The sequence below is a fragment of the Actinacidiphila sp. bgisy160 genome (genome assembly GCF_057707815.1).
Genome location: NZ_JBYIQW010000028.1, coordinates 41,233 through 62,185, shown reverse-complemented (window position 1 = coordinate 62,185; position 20,953 = coordinate 41,233). Strand labels below are relative to the sequence as shown.

Sequence of the window (20,953 nt, the reverse complement as noted above, 5' to 3'; positions counted from 1 at the left end):
CAGCCCGGGAGCGGCCGCGGGGCGGTTTTCACGAAGTAACCACGAAGGAGGTCCGCCTCAGTGGTGCAGGAGAACGAGGTCGTCCCGGTGCACGACCTCGCGCTCGTAGGCGGGCCCCAGCTCCCGCGCCAGTTCGCGGGTGGAACGGCCGAGCAGCCGCGGCAGCTCCTTGGCGTCGAAGTTCACCAGGCCGCGTGCGACGGCGTGGCCGGAGGTGTCGCGCAGTTCGACCGGGTCTCCGGCGGTGAAGTGGCCCTCCACCGCCGCGATTCCCGCGGGCAGCAGTGAGGTGCGGCGCTTGACGACCGCCTGCACCGCGCCGTCGTCCAGGATGAGCGCGCCGAGCGGCGTGGAGGCGTGGGCCAGCCACAGCAGCCGGTCGGCGGAGCGCTTGCCGGTGGCGTGGAAGAGGGTGCCCGTACACCGTCCGGCCAGCGCGTCCGCGGCCTGCGAGGCGGAGGTGAGCACGACCGGGATGCCGGCGCCGGCCGCGATCCGCGCGGCCTCGACCTTGGTGACCATGCCCCCGGTGCCGACGCCGGCCTTGCCCGCGCTGCCGATGGAGACGCCCTCCAGGTCCCGCTGCCCGCGGACCTCCTCGATGCGCGAGGTGCCCGGGAGTGCGGGGTCGCCGTCGTAGAGGCCGTCGACGTCGGAGAGCAGCACGAGCAGGTCGGCGCGGACCAGGTGGGCGACCAGGGCGGCGAGGCGGTCGTTGTCGCCGAAGCGGATCTCGTCGGTGGCCACCGTGTCGTTCTCGTTGACGATCGGCATGGCGCGCATGGCGAGCAACTTGTCCAGCGTGCGGAAGGCGTTGCGGTAGTGCGCCCGGCGGCTCATGTCGTCGGAGGTGAGCAGCACCTGGCCGACCCGTACGCCGTACCGGGCGAAGGAGGCCGTGTAGCGAGCCACCAGCAGACCCTGGCCGACGCTGGCGGCGGCCTGCTGCCGGGCCAGGTCCCGGGGTCGCCGGGTGAGCCCGAGCGGCGCCAGCCCGGCGGCGATGGCACCGGAGGAGACCAGGACGACCTCCTTGGCCGCCGCACCCTCCTGCGCCGCGCCCTCCCCCGTCCCGCGCGCCTTGGCGAGCACGTCCACGAGGGCGTCCACCCGGTCGGCGTCCAGGCCGCCGGCCGCCGTCGTCAGGGACGACGACCCGACCTTGACCACGACCCGCCGGGCCTCCGCCACGTCCTGCCTCGCGCTCGCCACGTGCTTCCTCGCGTCTCGCACCGCTCCTGCAGCGGTCCCCGCCCCGCAATCTACGCGAGCGCCCGGTGCGCGCGCCTGCGTGTTCCAGCGTCCGGACGCCCCCGCCGACAGGCACGTCCACCGGCCGGCACGACGAAATGTGAACATCGTTACCACGCGGCAGGCGAAGCTTTACCCACGGGTTACGCTGTAGCCCGGCATTTACGTTCATCGCACGCGAGTCCCGTGCCCGAGGCACTCAGGATTACGCAGGGAAGCTGGCGACCATGAAGAGAGTTTTGCTGCGTTCCGGCAAGAGCCCGTTCGACGTGGTGTCACACGAACAGGCCATACACAATGACGTCATCGGAACGAATTCCGGCAATCTCGTCTTCAGCAACGCCGCGCACAAGCTCCTACAGGTCCCCGACGTCGAGATCGCCAACCAGTTCAGGTTCGAACCCTCCGAGGCCGGTCGCATCAACGAGCAGTTCGACGCGTTCGTGGTCCCGCTCGCGAACGCGTTCCGGCCCTCCTTCGCCGGTGGGCTCACCAGGCTCAGCAGGCTCATAGAGAAACTCAAGATTCCGGTGGTCGTGCTGGGGGTGGGGGCCCAGGCGGACGTGAAGTACAACACCGCGAGGCTCGATGGAATCGAGCGTCAGGTGAAGCGGTTCGTGTCGGCCGTGCTCGACCGTTCCGCGACGATAGGCGTGCGGGGGGAGTGCACCGAGACGTATCTGAGGGGTCTCGGCTTCCGCGACGTGGAGGTCATCGGCTGTCCCTCGATGTTCCTCAACGGCGACCGCTTCACCGTCGAACGCAAGACCGACGCCATCGGACCCCAGTCGCGCATCGCCGTCAACGGGTCACACAGCGCCCTGCGCGTAGGGCACATGGGCGCCCTGATGGACACCGCGTCCCGGACCTACCCGAACCTGACCTACATCGCACAGAACCTCACGGACGCGGAACTCCTCTACTGGGGTGACGTCTCCGAGGCCGCCGGACTGCACCGCCCCTACCCGGCGCACCGCACCCACGCGTGGTTCCGCGAGAACAAGGTGCGGATCTATCTCGACCCGGTGCCCTGGATCAACGACCTGCGCGCCTACGACTTCTCCTTCGGCGGCCGTATCCACGGAAACATCGCGGCTCTTCTCGCCGGCACTCCGGCCGTGGTGCTCTGCCACGACTCCCGCACGCTGGAACTGTGCCGCTACTTCGGCATCCCGCATCGGCTCGCCACCGACGTCACCGCGGACACCCATCCCGCGGACCTCTACGAGAAGGCCGACTTCTCCGAACTGCTGAGCGGACACCGGGAGCGGTTCGACCGGTTCACCGCGTTCCTCGACAAGAACGGCCTGCAGAACACGTACACCCACGGCGACCGAGGCGCGTCGTTCGACGCACGCATCGGCGAACTCGCGTTCCCTCCCGCGCTGGAGGCCTGGCAGGACGAGGCTTACGGCCTCATGGGCTACCGGATCGCCTGGCTCAAGCAGCAGGTCGCGCAGGCCAGAGCCGGCCAGGCGGAGGCCCTCGCCAAGACCGCCGCGCTGGAGGCCCGCCTCACCTCCATGGAGAAGCGGCTCAGATTCCTCATCGGCCCCGACCGCGACACCCTGCGCCGTGCGAAGCGGGCCGTGAACATCAAGAGGATCTTCAACGGCCGCGGCTGAACGCCCCTACCGCCCGGCCCGAACCTGCCGCAGTCCGGTTCGGGCCGCCAGGCGCGCGACCTTGCCCGCCAGTGCCCGTCCGAGCACCCGGCGCAGGAGCCTGCCCGCCCTGGTCGGCCGCCGGGCCGGGTTCGCCTTGACCCCCGCGGACTTGATGCGCGCGGCGATGTCGTCGGGGATCGGGTCCCGGGTCATCTCGTACACGTGGTCGGGGATGCCCGCGGCCTCGTCCCGGAAGTGGGGCAGCGCCAGGTACGCCCTGGTCCCGCCGGCGTCCAGATGCACCGGGGCCTCCGCCTTGGAGCGCACGAACCCGACGGCGTCGGCGAGCAGGTCGAGCCGCCCCTGACCCACGCAGTGGAGTCTGAGCCGCTCGTGCACGCGAAGCCGCCGTGCCACGCCGTCGGTGAAGTACTCCTGCACCAGGGGTCGGCCGAGTTCGACCTTGTGCCGCTGCTCCTCCTCGCTCCCCGCGAGGAAGCGCGGCCCGAACTGCGGGAGCAGCGTGACCGTGAAGGGCCGGGTCATCAGCAGGTCCCGCTTGTCACCCGGCGGCACGCGCTCGGCGATCAGTTCCGTCAACGCCCGGGCGGAGTCGAAGCGCAGCACGTACGTCCCGCTCTTGGTGACGTGTTTGCCGTCCTCACGCCCGACCAGGTAGTAGCACGTGTAGTCGGCGACCACGGAGACGCCGTTCGCCCGCAGGTACGCGTCCATCGTGAAGTGCGCGTCCTCACCGGTCTTGAGGTCCTCACGGAAGCGCATGCCGTGCCGGACGAGCAGTTCCCTGCGGAAGAGCTTCTGGGCACTGAGGGTGAAGCGGATCTGCGAGGAGAAGACGTCGGTGCGCTCGTGGTTCCGCCCCCACATGGACTTGGGAGCGGAGCGGTTGACCCCCTCCACCCGGCCCAGCACCACATCGGTGCCGTTGCGTTCGGCGACGGCGAGCATCCGTTCGAATGTCTCTTCACCGAGGTAGTCGTCGGCGTCGAGGAAGAAGACGAAACGGCCGCGCGCCAGGTCGAGCCCGGTGTTGCGCGGACCGCTGGGACCACCGGAGTTGGCCTGGTGGACCACGCGCGTCGGGATCGCGCTGCGGGCCGCGAACTCGTCCAGGTACGCACCGCTGCCGTCGCTCGAGCCGTCGTCCACCGCGATGATCTCGATGTGTTCGGCACCGAGAGTCTGCGTCTCGACGGACTCGAGGCACCGCACGAGGTAGGGCATCGCCTCATAGACGCCGATGACGACGCTGATGCTCGGTGTGTTCATCGATCTCCGATCGCTGCGGTCATGCCGGTAGCTGAGACGGGAACGGCGAGGGAAAGGTTGCACCGGCGCTCCGCACACCGTGGTGACCGGCGTCACACACCGCAGGTGCGACGGGGCCGCGGATCTCGGAGTCCGCCCTGCCGGCCTGGAGCGGCCGCGCCGGCAGGGCCTTCGGCGCGAGCCCCGGAACGGATCCGGGGCTCAGCCGATGTTCGCGTCGTCGAGGGCGTCGCCCTCGAGAGGTGCGACGAGGTCCAGGACCTCGTCCCCCTCGCGCTGGCCGGGGACGGCCGGCGCCGGGTTCCCTTCCGCCCCCTCGGCGGCGTGCCGTTCCGCCTGGCGGGCCGCGCGGGCCGTCGACTCGACGGCCAGCGCGCGCACGGCGTTGTCGAAACGCACGATCGAGGAGGGCTCGTCGGGACCGAGCAGGTACTCCTTCAGCTCCCTGCGCGCACCGGCCAGCGGGTCCCGGCCCTCCCCACTCACGGCGGCCACGAGCTCGCCGAGCCGTGTGGCCTGGTTGTCCAGGATCAGCGCGGCGCGCGCCGCGGTGTTCAGCCGCTTGAAGTCCGCCTCGCCGATCTCCGCGGAGTCGGTGATCGCGTACGGCTTGCCGCTCGCGATGAAGTCCGAGACGACGCTGGAGACGTCCGAGACCATCGCGTCCGCCGCGTTGAAGCAGCCGTACAGGTGCGGCATCGGACCGGTGATGACCTGGTGCTCCCACGGGACGAGCGCCCGCCAGTACGCCTCGCTCCACTGCTCGCGCAGCGACCGCATCTCCATCACGTCGTTCGGGTCGGCCGCCCGGCCGGGAACGTCGCCCGTCTCGTCCGAGGACTCACCGAGCGCGGTGTCGAGCTGCGCCAGTCGCGCCTCGATCCGGGCCATCTCCGCGCGCGCCTCGGCACGCGCGGAAGCCTGCCCGTCGTCCTGCCCGGACCACCGGGGGTCGGCGGCGCGCTGGGCGTTGGCCTTCTCCAGCAGCGCCACGATGCGCTGGTGCGCCTGCCCGGCCTTCGGCTGGCGTGTGCCGGTGAAGGGGTGCGGCTTGTAGAGGACGCGTACCGGCGTCTTGGAGGCGAGAAGGGTACGCACGATGTTCTCGCCCGCCAGCATCAGGGAGGTGTTCCCCGGGTCGTCGCTCCAGCCCTCCCACGTGGGGGCGTAGAGCACCGTGGGCATCCGGTCCGCCCGGGGACCGGTCCACGGCTGGATGCCGGACAGCTGGGGGCGGCCGACCTCCACGATGTCCTCGTCGCGGACTCCGACGTCGGCCAGTGCGTAGCGGTCACGGCCGGCCTTGCCGGCCGTCCACACCTGGTCGTACACCTTGCTGAAGGGGTTGACGCTCGCGACCTTGTCGCTGTCCCCGTGCCCGATGAAGACGTGCTTCATGGTCGGGACGCGCAGAAGGTGGATGTTCTTTCCGACGTTCGCCGGATAGAGCGCCACCCGCACGTGCGAGAGGTCCATGTTCATGAGGTGGACACCGCTGGGAATACTCACCACCGGCACCGTGGAAGGGGCGAGCTTGGGGAGGATGTGGTGCTCGCGCAGGAGCACCATGGGACGGCCACCGAGCTGCTCCATGGTGTCCAGCCACATGTTGACCTGGTACGCGCTCTCCGTGGACCCGGAGAAGTAGAGCACCGTGGTCGGCCGGTAGACGCGCAGCCACCGGTCCAGGGCCGCCAGTGCCTTCTCCCTGGCCGGCGCCAGGTGCCTGCGGCGCAGGTACGGGACCAGCAGCAGCACGCCCAGCAGTCCCGCGACCAGCGTCACGGCGGCACCCACCAGCGCGTACACCCGCTCGTCCGCCGCGGACGTGACGACCAGTCCGACCACGGCGAAAAGGTCCAGGTGCAGGAGCTTCTCCACTGCGCGACGGCTGAGCCAGCTCGGCGGACCGGGCGGAACGCGCAGTCCGGGCAGGTCGATGTTCCGCACCTCGAACGGCAGCTTGCGGCGGTTGCCGATCAGGGCGAGCAGTGCGGTGTGGGGAATCTGGAGCGCGTAGAGCACGAGGAAGCACAGGACGACGGCGTAGAAGACCGTGCTGTCCGTCGCCTCGACGCGTGCCAGGAGGAGGACGACGATGAGCTCACGCGCCAGGAAGCGGACGGGCAGCCCGGCCCCGGCCTTGGTGAGCCTGCTCAGCACAGGTGCGCCACGCCGGCGCAGCAGCCAGTCCGACGCGTAGCTGACCGCCGCCGCGCCGGCGAACACCCACAGGTGGGGCAGCAGAGCGCCCACCACCATGACGGGGTAGCTCAGCAACATGGTCAGCAATACGGACAGCTCGGTGCGATTGCCCACCCGGGCCAGGCGGACGGCGGTCGATATCACGAAATGCCTTCTCCTGAACGCTGGTGAAGACGAAGGTCTGGGAATGGACAAACGCGACCTGCGTCGCCAACGGATCAGGTCCCCGGAAATGCTTCTCCGAGTTTCCCGAGGACCCGAAATCACAATTGCGGAATCGTACTATGCGTTTTCTTCCCGCGCCAAAACCCCGGCGAGGGCCTGCTCGAAGCTCGACGCGCCGGCGGCGGCCTTCGTCGGATCCTGCTGGCGGACGTCGATGACATGGCCGGTCAGGTCGGAGAGCAGCACGTCGAGGGAGGAACGCGCGACGGACTCCGAGGACAGCAAAGTGCCCGCGGGCTCCTGCCCGAACGCCTTGGTGCGCATGGGCGTGGCCGTGCGCTCCGGGTTGACGCAGTTGACCCGGATGCCGTCGGCGGCCCACTCGTCGGCGAGTGCCTGGGTCAGATTGACCATGGCGGCCTTCGTCGAGGAGTACAGGCTGTACTCGGCACGGCCGCGGGTGTAGCTGCTGGAGGTGTAGAGCATGAGCTGCCCCCCGCTCTCCGCGAGGTACTTGTGCGCCGCGCGGGCGATCTGCACCGGCGCGAGGTAGTTGACGCGCAGGGCTTCCTCGATGGTGGCGTTGTCGGTCTCGGCGAGGCGGCCGATGCGCAGCACGCCCGCGGTGTTGACGACGTAGTCGATGCGGCCGGTCTCGGCGTAGGCCTTGGACAACGCGTCGTCGACGTGTTCGGGGTTGTCGACGTGGGTGCCGGTCGTGGAACGGCCCAGCGCGTACACGTTGGCGCCGAAGCGCCTGCCGAGCTCGGCGATGTCGGCCCCTATGCCGTAGGAACCCCCGAAGACGACCAGGGTCCGCCCGGTGAGCTGCGCGCGGTAGGCGGCGTCGTCGGCCTGCTCCGGGGCCGTCTGCGAGGCGAGCTGGAAGAGCTTGTCGGCGATGAAGACGTCGACCGGCTGGGTCACCTTCATGTTGTACTCGTCACCGGGCACCACGTACACCGGCACGTCCGGGAGGTACTTCAGCACGACGGTACAGTCGTCGGTCGCCTGGAAGTTGGGGTCCGCGGAAGCGATCTGGTAGGCGCGGCGGATCGTGGAGAGCTTGAAGGCCTGCGGGGTCTGCCCGCGGCGCAGCCGGGAACGATCCGGGATGTCGGTGATGAACTCGCCGTCCTCGCCATGCGTCCGCGTCACGATGATGGTGTCCGCCGAGGGGATCGCGACATCGACGGCCTGGTAACGGTCGAGGGCGGATACGCAGTCGGCGATGACGCGCTGCGAGAGCAGCGGACGCACCGCGTCGTGGAACAGGACGTTGCAGTCCTCGCCGTCGGCGAGACCGGCTCCGATGGCGGCGATGGCGCGCTCGGTCGTCTCGTTGCGCGTCGCACCGCCCTCCAGGACCCTGCTGACCTTCGCGAAGCCGGCCTTGGCCACGATCTTTTCCACGTCCTGCACATAACCCGGCGCCATGAGGACGATGACGTCGTCGATTCCGTCGGCCTGCTCGAAGACGGCAAGGGTGTGCTCGATGACCGCCTTGCCCGCGATCTTCAGGAGCTGCTTGGGGATCGAGAGGCCAACGCGCTGACCAGTACCGCCGGCCAGCACGACGGCCGTGGTACGGGGCTTGGCTATGTGCTCGGACACAGATGACCTACCTTGAAGGAATGGAGGGCGCAGGCAATGCTGCCGTCCGCCATCGTCGGAGCGTAAGGCGGACACATCCCACGCAGCATGATGCCGCAACCCTAGGTTCATCTTCCGCCCGACCGGAAATCCGGGGGAACCCCGGCAACCGAACTGTGACAGAATCCACAAGATTTTCTCATTTGAGACGGCTTCCGCTCATGCGTCGGCGTGACTGCCCCGCATTGCCTTCGTTGTCACCATGTGCCTCTTGTTCAGCTGAATCGCGACAATAGTTCCAGTCCTCCACCACCGTTGGGCCCGCGTTCCGCCGCGATGGCCGTGGCGATGCTGGCGGCGGCGTTCGCAGCGCACCTGACTGCGGCCGTCCTGTCATCCGTGCCGCTGCTCGTCGTGGCCTCGGCGGTGGGCCTACTGGCGGACCTCCACCTGCATCTGCGCCATCCCTCGCTGACGGGCCTGCTGACGCGCGTCCGGCTGGACGTCACGGCCCGGCAACTGCTGCGCGACCTGCTCACCATCACGACGCTGCTGCGCGTGGACAGCGTCCACGGCACCCGGGCCTACGCCCCTGTGCTGGTCGGGCTGATGGCCCTGTACGCGGCGCACAGCGCCTGCCACGCCCTCGCGCTACTGGTGCGCCGTGCCAGAACGCTGCCCGTGGTGACCCGCAACATCGACGCCGCCGCCCTCAACCCGACACCGGCTCCGCCCCTGTTGCTGGCCCGCCGGCCCGGTCACCGCCTCCTGCTGCTCTCGTTGTCCGTCTCCACCGGACTGCTCGCCACGGCCGTCACCGGCAACGCGCTGTGGGCGGCACTCGGCGCCGCCTCGGCCGCGGTGGCGGCGGTGGGCGGCGCCGCCTACCTTGCACTGTGGCTGCTGCCGGGCCGGCGCCCGGTGGACGGGGCCCGCGCCCTGCAGTGGCTCGACCGGTGGCTGGCCGACTACCGGCCGACGGTGGGCATCTACTTCTCGGGCGGCGCCGCGTCGGCCTACCAGCTCAACATGTGGCTTTCGACACTCGCCCGGCTCGACGGACGACCGGTGGTGCTACTCCGGGAACGCCCCATGGTGCAGCGCGTCGAGGCCACGGACATCCCCGTGCTGTGCATCCCCAAGGTCGCGGACGTGATGCGGCTGGAGCACTCCACGCTCAAGGTGCTGCTCCACCCCTCCAACTCCGGCAAGACCTCCCAGATCCTGCGCATCCCCACCATCAAGCACGCGTTCACCAACCACGGCGAGAGCGACAAGCTCTCCAGCTGCAATCCGTACGCCAAGGCGTACGACGAGGTGTGGGTCGCGGGCCCGGCCGCACGCGAGCGGTACGCCCTGGCGGACATCGGCGTGGACGACCGCGACATCGTGGAGGTCGGGCGTCCCCAGCTCGCGCCGATCCTGCCCGGTGGCGGGACCCCGTCGGGTCCGATGACCACGGTGCTGTACGCGCCCACGTGGGAGGGCTGGGACGGCCAGCCGGGCAACACCTCGGTCGTGCTCGCGGGGGAGAACATCGTCCGGGCCCTGCTCGCCGACCCGGCGGTACGGCTGCTCTACAAGCCGCACCCCCTGACCGGTTCCGTCGATCCCCGCGCGGGCCGCGCGGACCGCCGCATCCGGGCCATGATCGCCGAGGCCTGTCGCGAGCGGGCCCGGAACGCGCCGGGCGACGCACCGACCGCGTCGAGCACCGAACTCGCCCGCCGCGCGGCGGCACTGGACGAGCTCACCACCGCACGCTTCCGGGCCGACGCCGACGACCTCGAGCGCATGGCGCTGCAGGGCACCCCCGCCCCGGGACGCGCCGCCGCGGTCGAGGCCGCGACCGCGGCCTGGGAGGACTGCTACTGGTCCGCCGCCCGGGCGTGGGAGCACCGCGTCATCACCGACAGCCGTCCGTCGCTCTACTCGTGCTTCAACCAGGCCGATCTGCTGATCAGCGACGTGTCGAGCGTCGTCTCGGACTTTCTGGCCAGTGAGAAACCGCACGCCGTGGCGAACACCAGCGGGCTGGCCGAGGACGCCTTCCGTGCCGCCTTCCCCACCGTGGCCGCCGCGACGATCATCTCGCCCGACGCCCACGAGGTGCCCGCGTTGCTCGACAGTGTCCGCGACCCGGAACGGGACGGCCTGGGACCGGCCCGCGCAGCGCTGAAGGAACGGCTGCTCGGGCCGGCGCAACCGACCTCCCTCGAACGCTTCACGGCGGCGGCACGGGCACTGGCCGCGGCCGCGGACGAACGGCGCTCCCGGCAGGAGGCCGGAGGGACCGCCTCCGTGGCGCGTGTCGTGGCACCGCGCGAAGCCGGGCAAGGTGACGGCGTCGCAAGGGAACCGCGGCAGGAGGCACGGTCGGCGCGACGCTGAGCCGGACGCCCGCCCTCGGCACTCGCCTCCCCACCCCGGTCCGCCGGCCCCCGTGAGACGGCGGCCGCCCTCGGCAGCGCGCCTCCACCGCGGCATCGGTTCGACGCTGCCGCGGTGGCCGGGGGGGGGAGCCGGCACGACCGGGTTCAGCTCCCGAACGGGTCGAAGTCCTCGAACGCGCTGTAGGAGTCGTCCCGCTCGGCGTCGCGGTCCTTGCGCCGCTGGGCCGCCGGGCGGGGAGTGTCGAAGCGGTGGTCCTCACCGCGGCGGCCGAGCATCTCGGCACCGGCGGCGACCGAGGGCTCCCAGTCGAAGACGACCGCGTCGTCCTCGGCCCCGATGACAACCTCGTCGCCCTCGCGGGCGCCCGCCTTGACGAGTTCCTCCTCGACGCCGAGGCGGGCGAGCCGGTCGGCGAGGTAGCCGACGGCCTCGTCGTTGGCGAAGTCGGTCTGGCGGACCCAGCGTTCGGGCTTCTCGCCGCGCACCCGGTAGAAACCGTCCTCGGCCGTGACGGTGAATCCGGCGTCGTCCACGGCCTTGGGCCGGATGACGATCCGGGTGGCCTCCTGGACGGGCACGGCGGCCCGTGCCTCGGCCACGATGCCGGCGAGGGCGTAGGACAGCTCGCCCAGACCCTTGTGGGCCACCGCCGACACCTCGAAGACCCGGTAACCCCGCGCTTCCAGGTCGGGCCGGACCATGTCGGCGAGGTCCTGGCCGTCGGGGATGTCGACCTTGTTGAGGACGACCAGCCGAGGCCGGTCCTCGAGTCCCCCGTACGCCCGCAGTTCCGACTCGATGGTGTCGAGGTCGCTCAGCGGGTCGCGGTCCGACTCCAGCGTGGCGGTGTCCAGGACGTGGACCAGGACGCTGCACCGCTCGACGTGCCGCAGGAACTCCAGGCCCAGTCCACGGCCTTCGCTGGCGCCCGGGATGAGGCCGGGGACGTCGGCGATGGTGTACACCGTCGAACCGGCCGTGACCACGCCCAGGTTGGGCACGAGCGTGGTGAAGGGGTAGTCCGCGATCTTCGGCTTGGCCGCGGAGAGCACGGAGATGAGCGAGGACTTCCCCGCGCTCGGGTAGCCGACCAGTGCCACATCGGCGACCGTCTTCAGCTCCAGGACGAGGTCCCGGCTCTGTCCGGGCTCGCCCAGCAGCGCGAATCCCGGCGCCTTGCGGCGGGCCGAGGCGAGCGCCGCGTTGCCGAGGCCGCCGCGTCCGCCCTGGCCGGCGACGAAGGTGGTGCCGTGGCCGACGAGGTCGGCGAGCACGTTGCCCTGCTTGTCGAGGACGACCGTGCCGTCCGGGACGGGCAGCACCAGGTCCGTGCCGTCCTTGCCGGAGCGGTTGCCTCCCTCGCCTGGCTTGCCGTTGGTGGCCTTGCGGTGCGGGTGGTGGTGGTAGTCGATGAGCGTGGTGACCGACTGGTCGACGACCAGCGTCACATCGCCGCCACGGCCGCCGTTGCCGCCGTCCGGGCCGCCGAGCGGCTTGAACTTCTCCCGGTGCACGGAGGCGCAGCCATGGCCCCCGTTACCCGCGGCGACGTGCAGCTCGACGCGGTCCACGAAGGTGGTCATGCGGATGTTCCTCCTGATGCGTGCGGGAATGTCTGTGGGTTAACGCGCCGAGGGCGGACCTGCTTCCCGGCCCGGGAAGCAGCGTCCGCCCTCGGTGAAGTCGTATCGCGGCCGATCAGGCGACCGGGACGATGTTCACGACCTTGCGACCACGGCTGGTGCCGAACTCGACCGCACCGGCGGCGAGAGCGAACAGCGTGTCGTCCTTGCCACGGCCGACGCTGGCGCCGGGGTGGAAGTGGGTGCCGCGCTGGCGGACGATGATCTCACCGGCGTTCACGACCTGGCCGCCGAAGCGCTTGACGCCGAGCCGCTGGGCGTTGGAGTCGCGACCGTTCCGGGTGGACGATGCGCCCTTCTTGTGTGCCATTCCTCTTCAGTCCCTTACTTCGCAGCCGTGGGGATGCCGGTGATCTTCAGCGCCGTGTACTGCTGGCGGTGGCCCTGACGACGGCGGTAGCCGGTCTTGTTCTTGTACCGCAGGATGTCGATCTTCTGGCCCTTGTGGTGGTCCACGATCTCGGCCTGGACCTTGATCCCGGCCAGCACCCACGGGTCGCTGGTGACGGCGTCGCCGTCGACGATCAGGAGCGTCGAGAGCTCGACGGCGTCACCGACCTTGCCCGTGGAAATCTTGTCAACCTCGACGATGTCGCCGATGGCCACCTTGTGCTGGCGGCCACCGCTGCGCACGATTGCGTACACGCGGGAACTCACTCTCTCGCTCGGATCGTCACTCCTGACGCCAGCCGCCCCTGTGGTACATGGGAGGCCTCTACCGGCCGGAACCGGTAGGAAGGTGCTCAGGAATGGGCGCTGAAACGCCGACGGTCAAGACTACGGGCCCCCTGCGGGAGGGTCAAACCGGGTGGACAGGACGTCGCGCCCGCTACGGCATCTCCACCAGCGCGGTCTCCCCCTGGCCCGACGCGTCCTCCCGGTACAGCGCTCCGGTCTGCGGGCACTCCCACACGCCGGGCTCACCCGCCCGTTCGACCAGCCGCACCCCGGCCCGGCCGACCCAGCCGATGCGGCGGGCGGGAACACCCGCGACGAGGGCGAAGTCGGGGACGTCCTTGGTGACCACCGCTCCGGCGGCGACCAGCGCCCAGCGGCCGACCCGTACGGGGGCCACGCACACCGAGCGGGCACCGAGCGAAGCGCCCTCGGCGACCTTGACGCCGACGGCCTCCCAGTCGCCTCCGCGCTTGAGCTTGCCCTCGGGGTCGACGGAACGGGGGTACTGGTCGTTGGTGAGCACGACCGCGGGCCCGACGAAGACGCCGTCGCCCAGCTCGGCCGGCTCGTAGACCAGGGCGTAGTTCTGCAGCTTGACGTTGTCGCCGATCCGCACGCCCGTACCGACGTAGGCGCCGCGGCCGATGACGCAGCCCGCGCCGAGGCGGGCCTTCTCGCGGATCTGGGCGAGTTCCCACACGGTGGTTCCGTCGCCGAGCTCGGCGCTCTCGTCGACCTGTGCGGTGGGCTTGATGGTGTGACTCACGATGGACCTTCCCTGACGACGGCGTCGGCGCGAGCATACGGCTCGGCCCGGGGACCGCGGCCACGGGGCACCGGGGTGGGTGGGCCCGTCGCCTCCGCGTGGACGAAACCGTCATCCCAGCCATCAGGCCCGAGCGGTGACCGCCCCCAGGAATCGAATTGATCGCGATCTTGGCCGCTGCCACCCTCCGGCGGCTGTGTGATCCCGACGATTCCCTACCTTGGCGTGGAACACCCGATCGATCAAGCCCTCCGTGCCGGGCAGACCACCGGTCGCCCGCGACGGAACCGCTACCGCCAGGAACCCGACCTGATCGCCTGCCCGAAGAAGCCGCCCACGGCGCTCGCGGGCGGCAATCCCGCCTCCTGGTCACGCAGCGCCGAGGCATGGTTCCACCTGCTCTTGCCCCTCTTGCCGGCGCTGCTGCACCGGCGCCGGGGGCGCCGCTGGATCGCGGCGCCGTCTCGACCCGCGTTGAAGTGAAAAGCCGGAAGGCCCCCCGCGGAACGGGGGGACCTTCCGGATGACACACGGAGCGGTCAGGACAGGTGCCTCGGCACCCGCTCGTGCGGGTGGACGTACTTCCCCGCGCTTCCCCGCTCCACTCGTCCCATCCCGTGCCTCACCCAGGATGAGGTGGACCTCCCACCCGGCCTCGGCCATGGCCCGCGGCGCTCTTCTGAACCCGGGAATCACCATCGACGGTGTCGTCGACCGACATCACCACACGGCCGGGGCGCGAAGAGCCCACGTCGTTGCCTCCCCAGAGGTGCGCTCAGCCGCCGATCACGATGCGGCGCACGCCGGCCCAGCGGGCCGGGTCGGTGGTGCGGCGGCCGTCGACCAGGACGCGGACGTCGGGCAGGTCGGAGGCGGAGAGCTCGCGGTACTCGGCGTGGTCGGCCTGGAGCACGGCGGCGGTCACGGTCTCGCCGCGGTGCGGGGGCAGGCCGTGGGCGGCCAACTCCTCGTCCGTGTACATCGGGTCCGAGACATACGGGACGGCTCCGTACGCCTTGAGGGCCTCGAGGGTCGGGAACACGCCGGAGAACGCGGTCTCCTTCACGCCGCCGCGGTAGGCGGCGCCCAGCACGAGCACGTTGACGTCCTTGAGGTCGCCGTAGGCGGCGGCCAGCAGGTCGACGGCGTACGACGGCATGGCGGCGTTCGCCTCACGGGCCGAGCGGACGACGGTCGCCTCCGGGTCGTTCCACAGGTACATCCGCGGGTAGATCGGGATGCAGTGGCCGCCGACCGCGATGCCCGGCTGGTGGATGTGGCTGTACGGCTGGGTGTTGCAGGCCTCGATGACCTTCTTGACATCGATACCGGCCTTGGCGGCGAACCTGGCGAACTGGTTCGCCAGGCCGATGTTGACGTCGCGGTAGGTGGTCTCGGCGAGCTTGGCCAGCTCCGAGGCCTCGGAGGACCCGAGGTCCCACACTCCGTTGGGGCGCTCGAGGTCGGAGCGCTCGTCGAAGTCGAGCACCGCCTCGTAGAACTCCACACCGTGCTTCGCCGACGCCTCGTCGATGCCGCCGACGAGCTTGGGATAGCGGCGCAGGTCGGTGAAGACCCGGCCGGTGAGCACCCGCTCGGGGCTGAAGACCAGGTGGAAGTCCTGCCCGGCCGTCAGGCCGGAGCCCTCCTCCAGCATCGGCGCCCAGCGGTTGCGGGTGGTGCCGACGGGCAGGGTGGTCTCGTACGACACCAGGGTGCCGGGACGCAGGCCCCGGGCGATGTCCTTGGTCGCGGAGTCCATCCAGCCGAAGTCCGGCACCCCCTCGGCGTCCACGAACAGCGGGACGACCACGACGACGGCCTCGGACTCGGCGACGGCCGCCGCGGTGTCGGTCGTCGCGGACAGCAGACCGGCCTCCACGGCCGCCTTGAGCTTGGTGTCCAGGTCCGCTTCGCCGGGGAACGGCTCCACGCCGGCGTTGACCAGCTCGACGACCTTCTCGTTGACGTCCGCGCCGATGACGCGGTGCCCCTTGGCCGCGAACTGCACGGCGAGCGGCAGGCCGATCTTCCCCAGCGCGACTACACAGATGTTCATGGGCGTGGCTACTTCTTCCTCGGTCGGCGCAGGCGTCGTGCGATGCCCCGCAAGATACTGTCAGCGGCGACGGCAAGCACCAGTCTGCCCTGCTCGTTCGTGGTTACGGATACGCGGTAGGGGCGCGCCCGGCGCCATATCCACTTGTGCAGCACCGAGGCGTGGGCACCGAAGGGCACCCGGTACGGCTCGCCCGCCAGGTCCACGGCCACGTTGAGCCGCCAACGCGCGGACTGGCCCGGCCGCATCGCCACGAGCGGGCGCAGCGGCACCACGACGTCAACGCGGGTGCCCAGCCCGTTCTTCCAGGTGCTCGTGGTGGCCGGCAGCGGAACGGACTGCGGGCCGCTGAGCTCGCAGCGGACCGGGGCCGGACCCGCCCCGAAGGGACCGAGCAGCTTGGTCCGCGCGGAAACCGCCAGCGCGGGGCCCTCCGGGCTCTTGTGCCAGGCGGCGGACAGGGTCTTGGTGCCTGCCTTCAGCCGCCCGTGCACCCCCTCGCCGAGGAGCTCGTACCAGCTCATCGGCAGGACGGGATCCACGTCACGGAAACCCGGGTAGCGGGCGAAGGCCCGTTCCCCCTCCAGGACGAAGCCGGGAGCCCCGTGCTCCGCCTCGTCACGGATCAGCGCGACGAGCTCGTCGGTCCTGCCCCGCTGCGCCAGGCCGAGACGCACACGCTTCTTGACGCCCATGCCGTCACGGATGGTGCCGGTGAGGTACGCGTCGGCGAGCCGGCCGATGCCCGTCACCAGGTTCTTCTGCACGACGGGATCGAGCTCGGGGAAGTCGTCCAGCAGCAGCTTGGACAGCTCCCACCCGAAGTGGCGCTTCAGTACCGCGTCCCGCTCCGGGCCCGCGGGGACGAGCCCCGCCGTGAAGTGCATGATCTCGGCCGTGCAGCGCAGCCGGGCCTCATGGTCGGCTCGGTAGGTGATGTTGCTGGAGTCCCCACGCTTGACGGCGTAGTAGTAGGTGTAGTCCGCCAGCACCGAGATGCGGGCGGCCCGCACACAGGCCTCGATGGTGAACGGCTGGTCGCTGCCCACGGGAAGGTCCTCGGGGAAACGGAGCTCGTACCGCTCGACCAGTTCGCGCCGGAACAGCTTGGTGTTGGCGATCGTCCACGGCAGCGCCGAGTTGGTGAAGGTCACATCGTGCCGCGTCGTCTCGTACAGCGCCTGGTGGACGTACCGGCCGCCGACCCCCTCCATCTTGCCGACCACGACATCGGAACCGTGCTCGTCGGCCGCCGCGACCATCCGCTCCAGCGCCTCACGGCCCAGGTAGTCGTCGGATCCGATGAAGTAGACGTAGCGCCCGGTCGCGACATCCAGCGCCCGGTTGCTGGGCGCTGCCGGACCACCGGAGTTGGCCTGGTGGATCACCTTGACCGTACCCGGATACAGGTCCGCGAACCGGTCGAGCTCCTTGCCGCTGTCGTCGGTGGATCCGTCGTTCACGGCGACGATCTCCAGCCGGTCCCGGCCGATCGTCTGCTCCACCAGGGAGGTCAGGCAGTCGCTCAGGTACGGCATGGTGTTGTAGACGGCAACGATGACGCTGACGTCCGGCGTCGCCATCAGCGGCTCTCCAGGAGGCGGCTGTACACCTGGTCGAGAATCTTGGCCTGGGCTTCCCAGGTCCACTCCTCCAGCAGGCCCGAGGTCTCGTACACCGACCGGTAATGCTGCGGGTCCGCCAGCACGGCCTTGACGGCACGAGCGTAGTCGGCGACGTCTTCTGCCTTGAACACCTCGCCCTGACCGGTCTTCAGCGTCACCTGGGACATCGTCTTGACGTCACTGACGACCAGGGGCAGCCGCGCGTGCGAGTACTCGAAGTACTTCGTGATCAGGGCGATCTCGTGGTTCGGCCAGTGGTGGATGGGGATTACACCCGCGTCCGCCGCCGACAGGAACGGGACCACCTGGTAGTGCGGCACGTAGGGCAGCGCGTGCACCCGCTCGGAGACGCCGAGCTCCTCGGCCCGGGCGAGCAGCTCCTTGAGGTACGCCGACGTCGGCTTGAGCACGACGAAGGCGACGTGGACGCCCTCGAGGCCGGGAAGGGCTTCGACCATGATGTCGAGGCCCCGCTGCGGGGCCGCCGCACCGCTGTAGACAACCAACGGCGTGTCGGGCCCGATACCGCAGAGCGCGCGGAGGTCGGGCACCTCCTCGTCGGCTGCTCCTTCCGGCAGTTCGGCGCCGGGCGCGTTCAGCACGACGGCCGGCCGCTCGGTCAGCCCGTGACGCTCCACGAGCAGATCCGCCAGGGTCTCCGACACGGTCACCACCGCGTCGGCGTAGCGCGAGTACTCACGCTCGTGCGCGCACTGCGCGATGTGCCAGCGCGGGTGGCTGTTCCATGGCTTGATACCGGGCAGGAACTCGTGGGCGTCCCAGACCAGCTTCGGCCGGCGACCGTTGGCGCGTGCCCGCACGACCGCGCGGGCCCCGGTGCCGAGCATGCGGAAGTCGTTGGCGTGGACCAGGTCGGGACGCAGTTCGTCGATGACCTTGCCGTAGGCGAGTTCGTAGTCCCACAGCCCCGGGTCCAGCCGACGCCACGCCCGGTCGCCCATGGTCTTCTTCCAGAAGGCGGTGGTGAAGCGGTCCAGCCGGGATTCCATGTTCTTGCGCCGCTCGTCCAGCCGGCGGGTGACGCGGAACCGGATGCCCACCCAGCGGCTCATGACGTTGGACAGCATGCGCGGGAACAGCAATCCGACGCGCCTGAAGGTGGAGCCTTCGAGCCTGGCCGCCGCGTCCCGGACGTTGAGTTCGGCCCGCCACGCCTTCATCTTCTGCCTGCGGTACTCGGCCAGCTTGCCCGGAGGATAAGCGAGCGGGCTGCGCAGGGGCGCACGCCGGAACTCGTGGCGCCGCTTGTTCAGCGGCGTGGAGACAGGTATCAGAAGAACCTCTGCGTCCCCGAGCCGCCACTCACGGCGCTGCTTGTCGGGCGACTTGCCCAGCAGGATCACGTCCCAGCCGGCCGCGGCGGCCGAACGCGCCTGCTTCTGCACTCGGGAGTCACCATGGACGCCGTTGTCCACGAGCATGACGATCAGGCCGCGAGTGCCGGGTCTGCGAGCGGGCACGCGGTCACGCTCCATCGCTGGTCTCGCCCTTCTCCTGAATCGTGATCGTACGACCGCTCTGCGCGGACTCGAGGACCGCAGCCGACACCTGTACCGTACGCAGGCCCTGACGGAGGGTCACGATGTCACTGGGCACGCCCAGGACGGCGTCACGGAAGCGCTCGTGCTCGACGAGCAGCGGCTCCCGCTTGGGTATGGCGTAACGGACCATGTCGCCCTCGGAGACACCGCGGAACGCGCGCAGCGCCTCCCACTCGGTGTCCTGCACGCCGTTGGCGAAGAAGGTCAGGTCGGCGGTGAGCGTGTCGGCCACGAAGCAGCCCCGCTCACCGGTGACGACCGTGGTGCGCTCCTTGAGCGGGCTCAGCCAGTTCACCAGGTGGTTGACCATGGTGGAGTCGGCCAGCTGCCCGACGACCGCGACCATGTCCTCGTGCGGGCGGCCGCTCTTGGACACCGTGTGCGCGGCGACGGAGACGTACTCCTGGCCGGTCACCCATGAGGTGAGGTCGATGTCGTGGGTCGCGAGGTCCTTGACCACGCCGACGTCGGCGATACGGTGCGGGAAGGGTCCCTGGCGGCGTGTGACGACCTGGTACACGTCGCCGAGCTCGCCCGCCTCAAGACGCCCGCGCAGGTTCTGCAGCGCCGGGTTGTACCGCTCGATGTGGCCGACACCGGCGACCAGTCCGGCGGCCTCGAAGGCGTCGACGAGTGCCTGCGCCGCTTCCACCGTGTGCGCCAGCGGCTTCTCGATGAGCGCGCCGACACCCGCGCCGGCGAGCGTGAGGCCGACCTCCTCGTGCAGGGCGGTCGGGCAGGCGACCACGGCGTAGTCGACACCGAGGGCGATGAGTTCCTCGACCGTGTCGAGAACGGGGGCGCCGTGCGCCGCCTTGGGGTCGCCCTTGGGGTCGACCACGCCCACGAGGTCCACGCCCTCGAGGCCCGCCAGCACACGGCAGTGGTTGCGGCCCATGGCGCCCAGGCCGATCAGGCCGGCGCGCAGAGGTGCGGAGGTCACTGTGCGTCTCCCAGTGCGTTGACTGCCGCCACGACACGCTCGAGGTCGTCCTGTGACAGGCTCGGGTGGACCGGAAGCGACAGCACCTCGGCGGCGGCGCGCTCGGTCTCCGGCAGGTCCCAAGTGCGGTTGATCTTCTGGTCCGGCTCCCAGTAGGGCTTCAGCCGGTGGATCGGCGTCGGGTAGTACACACCGCTGCCCACGCCGGCCTCCGCCAGGGCGGAGTGCGCGGCGTCCCGGTCACCGCTGACGCGGACCGTGTACTGGTGGTAGACGTGGCGCGCGTGGTCCGCGACGGGCGGCACAGCCACACCGTTCAGCCCCGCGTCCAGGAACGCGGCGTTGGCGATGCGCCGCTCGGTCCACTCGGGCAGCTTCTTCAGCTGCTCGCGGCCGATGGCCGCGGCGACGTCGGTCATCCGCATGTTGGCGCCGACGATCTCGTTGGCGTAGCGCTGCTCCATGCCCTGGTTGCGCAACAGCCGCAAGGTGCGCGCCACATGCGCGTCGGCGGTGGTGACCATGCCGCCCTCCAGGGCGTGCATGTTCTTGGTCGGGTAGAAGCTGAAGCAGCCCGCGGCACCGAAGGAGCCGACCGGCTGCCCGTTCAGCGCGGCACCGTGTGCCTGGGCGGCGTCCTCGACGACCGCGAGCCCGTGCCGCTCGGCGATGGGCATCAGCTTGTCCATCGCGGCCGGGTGGCCGTAGAGGTGGACCGGCATGATCGCCACGGTGCGGGGCGTGACGGCGGCTTCGACCGCGGCCGGGTCGACGCAGAAGCTGTCCGCCTCGATGTCGACGAAGACGGGCTCGGCGCCCACGAGTCGCACCGCGTTGGCCGAGGCCGCGAAGGAGAAGGACGGCACGATGACCTCGTCGCCGGGGCCGATGCCCAGCGCGAGGAGTGTGAGCTGCAAGGCGGAGGTACCCGAGTTCACCGCCACGCAGTGACGGCCGGCCACCAGCTCCGAGAACTCCTCCTCGAAGGCGGCCACCTCAGGGCCCTGTACGACTCGGCCGCTGCGCAGCACACGCACGGCGGCCTCGATCTCTTCCTCGCCGATGACCGGCCGCGCAGCAGGAATGAATTCCTGGTCGACGCCTGGCATGGGGTTTCCTCCCGCTTCCAGCACCAAGGGTTCTCGGCCGGTCGCAACTACAGACGGCATGAC

At 70.3% G+C, this 20,953-nt stretch carries 16 protein-coding genes; 3 read left to right on the top strand and 13 right to left on the bottom strand.

Translation table 11 applies throughout. The features are described from left to right. Positions 1–57: 57 nt before the first annotated feature. Positions 58–1,212, bottom strand: a complete 1,155-nt coding sequence (gene proB, locus AC3EUJ_RS22040) for a glutamate 5-kinase (RefSeq protein WP_431963917.1) — start codon at positions 1,210–1,212, stop codon at positions 58–60. A gap of 266 nt (positions 1,213–1,478) precedes the next feature. Between proB and AC3EUJ_RS22035 the strand changes: the two genes are divergently transcribed. After that, positions 1,479–2,876 carry a polysaccharide pyruvyl transferase family protein gene (locus AC3EUJ_RS22035; protein WP_431963915.1) on the top strand — a complete coding sequence of 466 codons (1,398 nt, stop codon included), beginning with the start codon at positions 1,479–1,481 and terminating at the stop codon, positions 2,874–2,876. A 6-nt stretch (positions 2,877–2,882) separates the two neighbouring features. Here the strand turns inward: AC3EUJ_RS22035 and AC3EUJ_RS22030 are convergent, their stop codons facing one another. From AC3EUJ_RS22030 to AC3EUJ_RS22020, 3 genes are all read right to left on the bottom strand, one after another. After that, positions 2,883–4,148, bottom strand: coding sequence for a glycosyltransferase family 2 protein (locus AC3EUJ_RS22030; protein ID WP_431963913.1), 1,266 nt, complete (start codon positions 4,146–4,148; stop codon positions 2,883–2,885). A gap of 201 nt (positions 4,149–4,349) precedes the next feature. Then, positions 4,350–6,497: a hypothetical protein gene (locus AC3EUJ_RS22025; protein WP_431963911.1), complete on the bottom strand. Its 2,148-nt coding sequence runs from the start codon at positions 6,495–6,497 to the stop codon at positions 4,350–4,352. 138 nt (positions 6,498–6,635) lie between these two features. Next, the gene (locus tag AC3EUJ_RS22020) at positions 6,636–8,132 is read right to left on the bottom strand and encodes an SDR family NAD(P)-dependent oxidoreductase (protein WP_431963909.1); all 1,497 of its coding nucleotides are present in this window, start codon (positions 8,130–8,132) and stop codon (positions 6,636–6,638) included. A 315-nt stretch (positions 8,133–8,447) separates the two neighbouring features. On the opposite strand from AC3EUJ_RS22020, the gene AC3EUJ_RS22015 reads away from it, so the two are divergent. Continuing rightward, positions 8,448–10,502 (top strand): hypothetical protein, encoded by a 2,055-nt coding sequence (locus tag AC3EUJ_RS22015; RefSeq protein WP_431963976.1) that lies wholly within the window; start codon positions 8,448–8,450, stop codon positions 10,500–10,502. Positions 10,503–10,648: 146 nt separating this feature from the next. On the opposite strand, the gene obgE is transcribed toward AC3EUJ_RS22015, so the two are convergent. The 4 genes from obgE to AC3EUJ_RS21995 all read right to left on the bottom strand — a co-directional run bounded on the left by obgE (position 10,649) and on the right by AC3EUJ_RS21995 (position 13,592). After that, on the bottom strand, positions 10,649–12,088 hold the full coding sequence (gene obgE, locus AC3EUJ_RS22010) for a GTPase ObgE (protein ID WP_431963907.1): 1,440 nt from the start codon (positions 12,086–12,088) through the stop codon (positions 10,649–10,651). Between the two features lie 115 nt (positions 12,089–12,203). After that, positions 12,204–12,458 (bottom strand): 50S ribosomal protein L27, encoded by a 255-nt coding sequence (gene rpmA, locus AC3EUJ_RS22005; RefSeq protein WP_018556585.1) that lies wholly within the window; start codon positions 12,456–12,458, stop codon positions 12,204–12,206. Positions 12,459–12,472: 14 nt separating this feature from the next. Continuing rightward, positions 12,473–12,793 (bottom strand): 50S ribosomal protein L21, encoded by a 321-nt coding sequence (gene rplU, locus AC3EUJ_RS22000; protein ID WP_431963905.1) that lies wholly within the window; start codon positions 12,791–12,793, stop codon positions 12,473–12,475. 184 nt (positions 12,794–12,977) lie between these two features. After that, a complete protein-coding gene (locus AC3EUJ_RS21995; RefSeq protein ID WP_431963903.1) occupies positions 12,978–13,592 on the bottom strand; it encodes an acyltransferase in 615 nt (204 codons plus the stop codon). Between the two features lie 225 nt (positions 13,593–13,817). Between AC3EUJ_RS21995 and AC3EUJ_RS21990 the strand changes: the two genes are divergently transcribed. Next, on the top strand, positions 13,818–14,075 hold the full coding sequence (locus AC3EUJ_RS21990; RefSeq protein ID WP_431963901.1) for a hypothetical protein: 258 nt from the start codon (positions 13,818–13,820) through the stop codon (positions 14,073–14,075). A gap of 292 nt (positions 14,076–14,367) precedes the next feature. Here the strand turns inward: AC3EUJ_RS21990 and AC3EUJ_RS21985 are convergent, their stop codons facing one another. Genes AC3EUJ_RS21985 through AC3EUJ_RS21965 form a run of 5 tightly spaced genes read right to left on the bottom strand, consistent with a single transcriptional unit; the run spans position 14,368 to position 20,890 of the window. Next, entirely contained in the window at positions 14,368–15,651 is a 1,284-nt protein-coding gene (locus AC3EUJ_RS21985) for a nucleotide sugar dehydrogenase (RefSeq protein WP_431963899.1), read from the bottom strand. A gap of 8 nt (positions 15,652–15,659) precedes the next feature. Then, positions 15,660–17,234, bottom strand: a complete 1,575-nt coding sequence (locus AC3EUJ_RS21980) for a glycosyltransferase family 2 protein (RefSeq protein ID WP_431963897.1) — start codon at positions 17,232–17,234, stop codon at positions 15,660–15,662. Next, the gene (locus AC3EUJ_RS21975) at positions 17,234–18,718 is read right to left on the bottom strand and encodes a glycosyltransferase family 4 protein (RefSeq protein ID WP_431963974.1); all 1,485 of its coding nucleotides are present in this window, start codon (positions 18,716–18,718) and stop codon (positions 17,234–17,236) included. The genes AC3EUJ_RS21980 and AC3EUJ_RS21975 overlap by 1 nt, the downstream gene beginning before the upstream one ends. Positions 18,719–18,761: 43 nt before the next feature. Further along, positions 18,762–19,781, bottom strand: coding sequence for a Gfo/Idh/MocA family protein (locus AC3EUJ_RS21970; RefSeq protein WP_431963895.1), 1,020 nt, complete (start codon positions 19,779–19,781; stop codon positions 18,762–18,764). Next, on the bottom strand, positions 19,778–20,890 hold the full coding sequence (locus AC3EUJ_RS21965) for a DegT/DnrJ/EryC1/StrS family aminotransferase (protein WP_431963893.1): 1,113 nt from the start codon (positions 20,888–20,890) through the stop codon (positions 19,778–19,780). Before AC3EUJ_RS21965 ends, AC3EUJ_RS21970 begins: the two co-directional genes overlap by 4 nt. Positions 20,891–20,953: the final 63 nt, after the last annotated feature.